We start from the raw sequence: 10,522 nt of genomic DNA on the forward strand, positions 1-10,522 counted from the left end.
TCCAAAAATTAATGCTGTTTTAATTTTGTCATTTGTCATTTGACATTTGGATCTCTTTACAAAATAAGCTATTGAAAAAATAAAAACTAAAATGTTCCCCCATCCCAAAAACATCTCGGGACTTTCATTATTAAAATAATCGTCCGCCAAAAAATACCCCCAATCGCTCTTCATCCAATTTAAAACCGATTTCGTAACCCCTCCAAATACTGGATTTTGAATTGGAGGCAAAACTAAATACCATGGTCTCCCACTAAAATTCTGAAAATCCTCCAAAGATCTTTGAACTGTAAATACATCTCCACTTTGTAGCAAATTATTTTTGGAAAATAATTTCTGGTAGTAATTAGACTTAATATATGGAAACAAAGTTAAGATTAGTAAAGACAAAAAAATTATCATCGACACAACGATCGAGCCTAAAATTCTTTTTAAAGTAAAAAGAGATAAATCTCCAAAAAGTTTCCTAACTAAAAAGGTGGAGATCAAAAAAACAAAATAAAAAAGCAAAATAAAAAATCCTAAATAATTACTCAACAAAGTCGCCAGAAATATTAAACTCCCCAGCCCAATTGAGAAAGAAATATGCCAAAACTTATTGCCTTTAAATTCAATTATTTTAACTAAAGTCAACCCACTAACGGGTATGACCCAAAACTGAATTAAATCAATGTGTCGTCCGACATGAATACAATAAAATGGTGATACTGAAAAGATCAACGAAAGAGCCCCTGCTAGAACAATTTGAATGCCCAATTTTTTAAAAAAGGCAAAGGTTGCCACAAAAGAAATGAGCAAAGCCAAAGCGGAAGAAATAAAAAGAAAATCCACAGACCCAAAAACCTTCATACCAAAACGAAGGAGGCTCCAAAAAATCGGTTGGTTGGTATTGAGTAGATTTTGATAAATCTGACCAAAAGGTGCCCCAAAAAGAATATTGTGATAGGAATTATGTTCCACACCACTCAAATAAAATCGTTCCCACCAAATTCTTACAATAAATTCTACTTGATCCCCAAATCCCCCCAATATAATACCCATAAATAAATAATTAATGAAATTAACTTCTATTACTGTCTCTTTCCACAAACATTTTATAAGCACAAAAAACCAATACTAAATAGGACCAAGCAGATGATTTGTACGACGGGGAGAGCAAATTTACCATTTCCATAACCCAAGAAATAAATGTTAATGCGGTAAAAAACACCCCGATGGCAAAAAATGAAATTTGTACCCACTTGTCTATTTTGTAAACCAAAAAAAATACCAGGATATAAACAGGTACAAAATAGAAAGGGATAAAAATATCAATAATTACCAGTGCTATTGCTGGATATAAGAATGGCAAGATTTTCCCTATCTTATTATTTACCTCTGTTTTTGGCATTGAAATGAAAATTAGTTGGTATATTTGATTTTAGTAAATCAACAAATAACCCAACTAGGGAACCAATAAATCCGAGAAAGGAGAGAGCTAAAGAAACTAAAAACCACCTTTGAGGAACATATTCAACAAATACTATAAAACTGTTGTGATTTCCATCTAAACTGCCGGTTTTTATATTCCAATAATTTAGATTGTTTATGGAGCTGTTGTGATAGATTTCATCTAATGGTCGTTTGAATATATTCTGAAACTGGCAAAAATATTTCATAATATTTTTGTTTTCACAATTATAGAAAAATCCATTGAAAATCTCCCCTTCCTTTTGATAGATTTTCCAATACCTACTAAACCTTTGATTAAACAGTAGACCTAAATTCTCTTGATTGGCGTCCACCGTAACTTGATATAATGTCGGATTAATTTTAACAAAGGAAGCTTCATTTATATAAGGTGTAGCCACTTCTGTTTGTTGCTCTAAAACTAGCTTGGGATCTATTAAAAGCCTAAAACTAAATTCCTTTAACAAAAAGCTTGATGAGCTATCAGAACAACAAGAGGGATCAATAAAGGCATACACTAGAATCTTTTTGGCATTCATGGACGATCTGAGAAAACCACTTATCTTTTTATTTACCAAGGGAGCATTAACACCCAAAGTCTTTGTCGGAAACTCACCCCAAAAAATTATTCCAGAGTTCTCTACTTCTTTATCATTTACATAATCATAATTATTTGATTGCTCAACTATAACGATATTTAGAACACCGTTTTCTGCTGATACGATAAAATCGTAAGCATAAGAGCTACTTGGATTCCAACCTGTCATATCAAAATACCTCCCACCATACTTTTGCAACGAATCTGCTATTATAGCGTATGGCAAATCGTTGTTGGTGAGCCTTGGAAAACTATTTATAAGAACACCTGCGGTATCATTCACACCAGTGCTACTATCCAAAATACCAACTTGTCTCCAATCACTGTTTCCTACCAAATATTCATTCTTGTTGTATCTAACCTCCAAACGATATGGAATATTACTTAACAAATTTACGGAGCCTAACATATATTTATTCTCCTTCAAAGAATCCGCATGATCCTGAAATAATATGTCCTCGGTCGCGGAGTTAATTAGCTTAAACTCCAAACCCATTTCTGGTTTGCCAAGACCAAAATCGTTCTTCAGCGAAAGGTCATAAACACCGCTGTCTTTTACAGAAAATTTATATTGAGTATCTATAGAACTTGCAAAACTGTAATCTCTAACTCTTTTTTCAAAGTCCGTTCTAAGTTTAACAAAGTTCCTAACATCTATGTCTTGATCTTTCACAGAAAGTAGATTATCTTCGATTTTTCTTGAATATAGAAGGGTCTTTGATAAAGATGCCCAATATTCTGAGTCTCTGGAATCAGTAGGATAAAAAAACAGAAGCTTTATGGCTCTATCAAGATAGGACTCCAAACCAGACATTTCTTTTCCAAGATTTAAACCTTTGTAGGTTTTAATTTCGACGCTTTTCTTGTAACTTAACCAAGTTAATATATCCACTTTGTCAAGAACATCCTTATTATTCCAAACAGATATCGCATCTTTTATCTCTACAAGTTTATAAATAATGGTGTCCGGCCTAATTCTAGTGTCAGATGAAGTGGCCCATCCCCTATTCCATGTTAATTTGTCAATATCAAAATATTTTTTTTCATTTTCTATTACATAAACCGACTTTCTTAAAAGATCAATTTTTGCTGTTTTCACATCGTCCAACCAACCATTCAAAAATACCCCTCTTGGGCCAATATTTAGTCCCGTGTCATGAATCACTCCTTCTGGAACACTATTGTAGTAAACATTGGGAGAAGGTGTAGTAAATTGAGGTAAAGTGTATTCTAACCTCACTTTATATAAAAATAATTTATCTCCAAAACTTTTGTAAATACTATCTTCAAGACAACCTCTAATATTCTCAAATTGCTCTGAATAATGTAACTTATCATTCAAAATGTTGAGATCATTTTGAAGAAGCACAAAATCAACTCTTGAAGTAGAAAATAAATTGCAACCCTTAGTCGAAAGCATTTCAAATAACAGGGTGGAATTTTTATCCTCGGGTTTATATTCAAAGACTTGCGACTCCCCTAAAAGAAACGGTATTGGCAATGATGAGTTTCCAACTTCATCTGGATACCAATTGTACAACCTATCTGCCACGGATCTAAAAAATGGAATGGGGAGAATTACCTCATCAGTTAAAGTTCTAGTCCAGTTCTGGTATTCATACCAATAATCGGGAATTCTGATAAAGGTTTTTTTCCATCCCCTATTAGCACCATCGAATAAATTTGGGCTAAAAAAATAATACCCTCGTAAAATGGTAACAACTGCAAGTACAATAACAAAAATTTGTAACACGGGCTTTCTAATAAGTATCTTTCTTAGATTTTCTAAAGTAATTATACTTAATGCAGAAAATGAAAAAATAAACAGAGCCATAAATTTTGACCAAGGCTCTCTGAATACATTGGCAAAAGGAATATGATCATACATAAATCTATAGAAACCTGGGAAAAAAACAACACCGCTTGATAAGGTTAAAAAAAACAGTGACCAGAAAAACCAAAAGAAGAGCTTTTTTTTAGTCCTAGCATCCGTCCTAGGGTAGAAAAAACACATTGAACCAAATATTAAAATTGGGATTGAAATGGAGAAAAGAGAAACAAAAAAACTATTATAAACCTGGTACAGGTGGTCATAGGGAACTCCTAAATATCCGCTATTTTCCCACCACGCACCTCGAAATTGCAGAATCTTAATAATAGATGAGTAAAAAGCCGTAAAAGAATAGGCGGATGGGTTATTCTTGAAAGAATCGGTAACCGAGCAGTAAAAGATCAGTGCGTGGTAAAAAAATATCGGTGTTAAAGAAATGGCTAAAGCAAAAAATCTTTTAGAGACCGTTATTTTGGATGGTCTGGGAACAGTTGACTTGACATAAAAAATATAAAACAAACTCATAATCCAAACAAAAAAAGTAGTTATGGCCTGTGGGAGATTCGTAAATATTGCCTGAAACAGAAACACCGTAAGATAAGTTATAAAAACATACTTTATTTTTCCTGCCATGAAATACTTATACGACAAAAAGAACAGGAGGGGCAGAAGGATAATCTGAAAAGACTTGGCAGTATAACCTATCGATTTAGCAACATACATATTTACTACATAAATTAGAAAACAAACTGATGCGATGTAGTTTTTCTTGGTGAAAAGACTAGAAAATTTGTAGAAGGACAACGAGATAAAGAAAAGAATAAAAATAAGAAACATTTTTTGGGACATCTGATGCGAAAGACCTAAGAATATGAAAAATTTATACAGAAATGAATTAGGCATCAAAAGAGAGGTTGTATCTGGAGAAGCTGGCGAACCGCCACCAAATACTTTTGTCCAAGAAAAAAAAGAGGTTCTTAACAATACTTCGTAATTTGGAAAGTGAAGTTCTTCTAAACTAACGGAATACTCCAATGGAGACCAAATAAAAGTTATCAGTAAGACAACTAATGAAATTAACAAGTACGACTTTTTTGCTAATATCTTTATAAAAATAGGGGTTATTTTGGGTAAGATTTTGCTCATTTAATTAAAACCGACAAACTGATATCTTTCTACACATGAAGATTATAACAAAAAAAATAATTTTTACTATCACACTTATTTTCATCCTGCTAATAGGAGCTGTATTGAGGCTTTCGGGGATAAAGTATGGAACCCCAGATCTTTTCCATCCCGATGAAACTAGGATCATCCTAGACACTTTGTCAATGATACAAAGATTATCTCCAATATCAGAAAACATTAACTACCCATCACTATTCAAATACATTCTTGCAATAACTTATGGGCTTGCTTTCTTTTTTGGAAAGATTTTTGGGATATATCAAGACAAATTTGATTTTGCGATTAGATTCTTAGTCGACCCTTCTAGGATTCTAATCTTATCAAGAATAACTACATGCGTCTTAGGATGTGTAACTATAGTAATCGGATACCTTTGGGGATTAAAAATAAAAAAATCACACTGCGTAGGACTAATTGCGGCAATATTTCTGGCAGTTGAGTGGCAATTAGTTTTGGAATCCCAGTTCGTGTTGCACCAAACATTGTCTGCACTTGCTTCACTTATTGCTTTCTTTGGAATTAATCTTATTTTTGTAAACAAAAACCCAAAAACATACGCGTTTTCGGGATTTTTATTTGGTATTGCTTTATCGTCTCATCACACTACCGTACTATTAGTTCCCACACTACTATATACCATTATAAAAACCACCCGTGATGAAAAAAACAAAAAAACTGTAATTAAAGGATGGGTCTTATTTGCGCTTTTTTCATTCCTCTTTGGTGTCGTAGGCAATCTTAATTGGATTTTCAAATTTAAAAGCTCCTTGGACTTTCTACTCCAAGGCTCCGGGGCAGGAAAAGTTGCCTTTTCATCAACCCCTTATTTTAGCTACACCATACCAAGCATAACCCTTTGGCTAGTTAAAGAACTAGTAACCTTTGATAATTTGTTGGGGATAATACTGCTTATTGGCATAATTAAATCACTAAAAAATCGTAGCCGTAGTGATATTTCATATTTAATACTTATTGTCACCTATTTAATTTTTTACCACAACTGGGCTTTTAGATGGATGCACCTTTTTGTTTCACTAATACCAATCATGTGTCTTAAAGGAGCTGAGGCACTTTTTCTCCTGCTAAAAAAAATAAAGGCGAGTGGCAAACTGTCACTTATATTAGTAATTGCTATAATAGCCCCAAATATAGTACAACTCTCAAAATTCAATAATGCTAAAAACTTTCCCGAGACAAGACAAGTAGCAAAGTCTTGGATCGAAGATAACATCCCACCAAATACAAGAATTGCGGTCGATTGGGCGGCATATGCGGTTCCCATCAAATCGGATATTCCGATGATTCTGAAAAATAAAATCGCTGAAAAATATTATCAGGACATGGTACCAAGTAACATAAAAGATGCCTATTTAAGTACAATAAGTGACAAACCTAAGTATCAGATTTACCAAATGATTGAATCTTTGGACAATCCTCATTGGCCAATAATAATGCCCACGGATAAAATTGCTTTAGCTAGCAAAGAACCTGTTTTTATGGACCTTTACAGTTATTTTAACTTTGTTCCTTTGGCTAAGCTAAAAGAGAACAATGTTGAATATTTAGTCATAGAAAGTTACACATATGGATTGTTTCTCGAATCGTCAGATGTTGATAAAGAATATCTCCATAATGTCTATTACAAAGACCAGATTGCTCAATTTAGTAATCATGATGGAAAAATAGCTACGGGAACACAACACGAACTTTTGTACTACTTGGCTAAGGGGGGCAGAGATTACTTTAAAACAATAATGAACGAGCAGAAGGAAATAAAACTGATCAAAGAATTTAGACCAACTAAAAACCAAATAGGTCCTGTGGTTAGAATTTATCAGTTCCAAAAAAAATATTAAATTTTTGTTAGTCTAAAAAAACAATAATCTTCCTGTTGGATTAGAACCCCCCTAACAGGAAAAACCATTTCCTCACTTACCCTAATAAACTTAAGCTCATCTATAATTTTCCTGTACTCTTCTGGGGTTCTCAAATACCGACCCCTGTCAATTCTTGCTAAAATCCTAGCAGTTAAGGGACTGTTTTTATTAGGTCTTGTTATATCAAAAAACCACAACTCGCCCCTCTCTTTTAACAACCTTATTAGCTCGTTAAATATGGGTATTATCTCTATATCGTTTAAATGATGCCCTGTACCAGCAAACAATACAAAATCGAAGCTTTCCGGAGCAAGTTCTTTTTTTAAAATATCTCCACATATAAAATGCACATTCGAAAATCGTTCCCATCTTTTTTGAGCGTATTTTATACATTTAGGGTCAATATCATAACCCCAATAATCAAAATCTGTAAACGCGGCTGTGGTATTACCGACAGAACATCCAAAATCTAAAATCTTGTACCTAGGCTTATAAACAGATTTATATAATATCTGTTTTTGGCGATCAGCACCAAAAACGCTCTCAAAAATAATCCAAAGAAAAGGTATCTCCGATAGGTAATTTAATATTTTAGAATTCATGTCGATTTTTTGTTGACTTTTCTAGCTATTAAGCACAAATTTCCGGGATGTGTTTTAACCGTAATGTCAAGAAACTTACATCTAGAGTTAATGATGTCCATCTTTAATTTTTTAGGCAATGGAAATAGTCTAGCAATATATCTAAGGCTAAAATAGGATCCGGGATTATAAGAATTTACCACATCGAAGCCGTTTTTTATCAAAATAGAACGCATAGTATCAACCCCATACAGATAGGGATGCTCTATATCATATATTGGGCTCTTACCTTTGAGTATTTTTGCTGAAAAAGAGTTCACATTGTGGTTCATTAAAACCAAAATACCCCCCGTCTTAAGAATATCGTAACAAACAGATAGGAACTTGTTGGGATTCTGAATATGGTCAAAGACTTGGAATCCAGCTAACATGTCAAAACTTGCTGGAGGAAATATATTATCCTTTAAGACTGTGTTTTTTATTAGAGGCCTTATGTGTTCCTCTGCAAAGGAAATTGCATTGATACTGGGTTCCACACCTACAACATTTTTAAACCCCAGAGACACTACATCCTTGAACAAGAATCCGTTCCCACAACCTATTTCTAAAAACGATTTCTTTTTTTCTAGATATTTTACCGCCTTAAAAATGACGCTCATATAAGTCCTGGTGAGATTTTCTAAAATATCTTTGTAAGTAAAATCACTTCGTCTATATAAAAGTGAGAGAAATATGGGATTAACAACTTCCAAAGTACGCACCAAATTACACTTTACACATCTTACTATAGTTCCATGTACACGATCAGGTAATCGTCTTGCAGAAAAGTTTTCCATATTGATATCGGAATAATCGTCTCTTAATGTACTATGAAGTAATATTTTGTAATTTCCTTTGCAATTGCAGATTGCACAACTACTCGTATCTGCAGACATTTTATCTAATTTATTTTTTTTGCTTTTTGTGGTCATTAGTTATACTTTCTATAATAGAATAAGGTCTATTTTTCACCTCTTCAAAAACCCTTCTTAGGTACTCGCAAATAATACTTAAAACAACCAACTGCACACTTCCAATAAATAACACTGCCACTAATAAAGTTAAAAAACCCCTGGGGGTATCTGGATTGAGGAAATATAAAATTACATAAAACAAAATCGCGACAAGAGAAACAAAAACTCCAAATAGTGCTGTATAGAAAACCCATTCTAAAGGCGCGTACGAAAAGGAGAAAATTGCTTTGCGAACCCAAAAAATTCCTTTCCAGATACTATTTGTAGCTACTCCAGAACCAGAAAATCGTTCGGGTCTGACATAAGATATACCAATTTGTTTAAAACCAACCCACGCCCTCAAGCCACGTATAAATCTGTCTTTTTCGGGCAAATCATTAATACAATCAACCACTCTTCTGTCCATTAAAGAGAAATCTCCCGCATCCATGGGAACCTTAACATAACTTAACTTATTAAATAGGACATAAAAGCTGTGATACGCAAATTCCCAAAACTTCCCCATGCTCTTTTCCCTTTTCTTCCTGGAACCATAAACAACCTCATAACCCTCTAACCATTTTTTAACAAAATCCACAATAAGCTCTGGTGGATCCTGTAAATCCCCATCCATCAATATTACAGCATCCCCCACTGCTTGTAACATCCCTGTAGTAAAAGCGCTTTGAGCCCCAAAATTCCTAGAATGTGTAATTACAGTTAACTTTTTATCTTTCTTGGCTAATTTTTCCAATATTGCTTGAGACTCATCAGGACTGGCATCATTTACATATATTATTTCGTAATCAGAGGTTACACCGGTCAATACCTTTGTGAGCCTTTTATACAATTCTTGTATATTACCTTCGTCTTTATAGGCAATCGGTATAACAGAAATTTTCTTTTTGGTAAGCATAATCGTTAAGAAAAACTATAGCCTTTCCATTTTAGCATGAAAACTTTCCAATCTGGATAAAATTTTAAAGTAAAGATCGGAAGGAAGTAATCTAATCGCTTTAACAAAGAAAAACAATAACGCAGGATAGAAATACAAAACTCGTGTCCCTTGAATAGATTTTAAAATGCTGGAAACCGCATCCTCAACAGAAAGTGATAGAGGAAAACGCCTCTTGAATGGGGTCATCCCAGTCCTTACAGGACCGAAAAATACAACTTTAAAGGAATAATTACAGCCGTATTTCTGATGTAAACTTTCGAAAGCAATTGACAAAGCCGCCTTACTCGACGGATATCCAACGCCTTCGACCCCACTACCTTTAAATGCAGATGATGATGATATGGCAATAAACTGCGTTCTTTCACGAAAAATAGGTAACAGTTCTCTAATTGCATATAATATACTAAGAAAATTGACATCGAGTATCTTCTTAGTAAGCCCCACATCTAAACCATCAGCTAAATCGTTTTTTAAAATTGCCGCATCAAAAATCACCACATCTGGTATAAAATCAGCTTTTTTCATTTGAGAGACAAAAATACCCCATACCCCGTCTCCGGAAACATCAAAGTGACTATAAATAAATAATTTGGAGTTTTTAAGTTCCCTTTTAAGGTCAATCAAAAGATCCTCTCCTCTTGCGATACCCCAAACTATGTGCCCCTCTCCAATAAGTCGCTTAGTAAGTACCCTTCCAATCCCTGAGGAAACACCTGTTATTAAAAATTTTGACATGACCTACAATATATATATTATTGAAAATAAATACAACAGTGTGATAGCATCACCCGTAGTATCGATTGGAAATGATATGCTTATGTTAATGTTAAAAGAACAAATTAGAAATAGAAGAAAGATAATTGAAATAACCTACAAAGCTAATGAAAGCCACTTAGGTTCTTCCTTATCCTGTGTAGATATTATCGAAGCGGTATATCAGATAAAACGAAAAGAGGAGAGATTCATCCTAAGCGCAGGACATGCTGCTTCTGCTCTTTACGCTGTTCTTGAAAATCATGGTTATATTTTAAGACCAAATCTTGCCCAA

Annotated in this window: 8 protein-coding genes; 2 read left to right on the plus strand and 6 right to left on the minus strand. The window is 33.9% G+C overall.

Translation table 11 applies throughout. The features are described 5' to 3' along the window. Both KJ678_01445 and KJ678_01450 read right to left on the minus strand, forming a co-directional pair. A partial coding sequence (locus KJ678_01445; protein MBU1016809.1) for a hypothetical protein occupies nucleotides 1-1,104 on the minus strand: 1,104 nt, incomplete at its 3' end. Nucleotides 1,105-1,367: 263 nt separating this feature from the next. Beyond that, entirely contained in the window at nucleotides 1,368-5,024 is a 3,657-nt protein-coding gene (locus KJ678_01450) for a hypothetical protein (GenBank protein MBU1016810.1), read from the minus strand. 35 nt (nucleotides 5,025-5,059) lie between these two features. Here KJ678_01450 and KJ678_01455 point away from each other — a divergent pair, with 35 nt between their 5' ends. Continuing rightward, nucleotides 5,060-6,922, plus strand: coding sequence for a glycosyltransferase family 39 protein (locus KJ678_01455; GenBank protein ID MBU1016811.1), 1,863 nt, complete (start codon nucleotides 5,060-5,062; stop codon nucleotides 6,920-6,922). On the opposite strand, the gene KJ678_01460 is transcribed toward KJ678_01455, so the two are convergent. Genes KJ678_01460 through KJ678_01475 form a run of 4 tightly spaced genes read right to left on the minus strand, consistent with a single transcriptional unit; the run spans nucleotide 6,919 to nucleotide 10,209 of the window. Beyond that, on the minus strand, nucleotides 6,919-7,545 hold the full coding sequence (locus KJ678_01460; GenBank protein ID MBU1016812.1) for a class I SAM-dependent methyltransferase: 627 nt from the start codon (nucleotides 7,543-7,545) through the stop codon (nucleotides 6,919-6,921). The genes KJ678_01455 and KJ678_01460 overlap by 4 nt on opposite strands. Continuing rightward, on the minus strand, nucleotides 7,542-8,495 hold the full coding sequence (locus tag KJ678_01465; GenBank protein ID MBU1016813.1) for a class I SAM-dependent methyltransferase: 954 nt from the start codon (nucleotides 8,493-8,495) through the stop codon (nucleotides 7,542-7,544). The genes KJ678_01460 and KJ678_01465 overlap by 4 nt, the downstream gene beginning before the upstream one ends. Continuing rightward, nucleotides 8,470-9,432, minus strand: a complete 963-nt coding sequence (locus tag KJ678_01470; GenBank protein ID MBU1016814.1) for a glycosyltransferase family 2 protein — start codon at nucleotides 9,430-9,432, stop codon at nucleotides 8,470-8,472. Before KJ678_01470 ends, KJ678_01465 begins: the two co-directional genes overlap by 26 nt. Nucleotides 9,433-9,447: 15 nt before the next feature. Then, nucleotides 9,448-10,209, minus strand: coding sequence for an SDR family NAD(P)-dependent oxidoreductase (locus KJ678_01475; protein ID MBU1016815.1), 762 nt, complete (start codon nucleotides 10,207-10,209; stop codon nucleotides 9,448-9,450). On the opposite strand from KJ678_01475, the gene KJ678_01480 reads away from it, so the two are divergent. After that, nucleotides 10,208-10,522, plus strand: a 315-nt coding sequence (locus KJ678_01480) for a hypothetical protein (protein MBU1016816.1), incomplete at its 3' end; no start/stop codon positions are given. The genes KJ678_01475 and KJ678_01480 overlap by 2 nt on opposite strands.

The organism is Patescibacteria group bacterium (assembly GCA_018817085.1).
In the GTDB taxonomy this organism is placed as follows: domain Bacteria; phylum Patescibacteriota; class WWE3; order CG2-30-40-12; family CG2-30-40-12; genus CG2-30-40-12.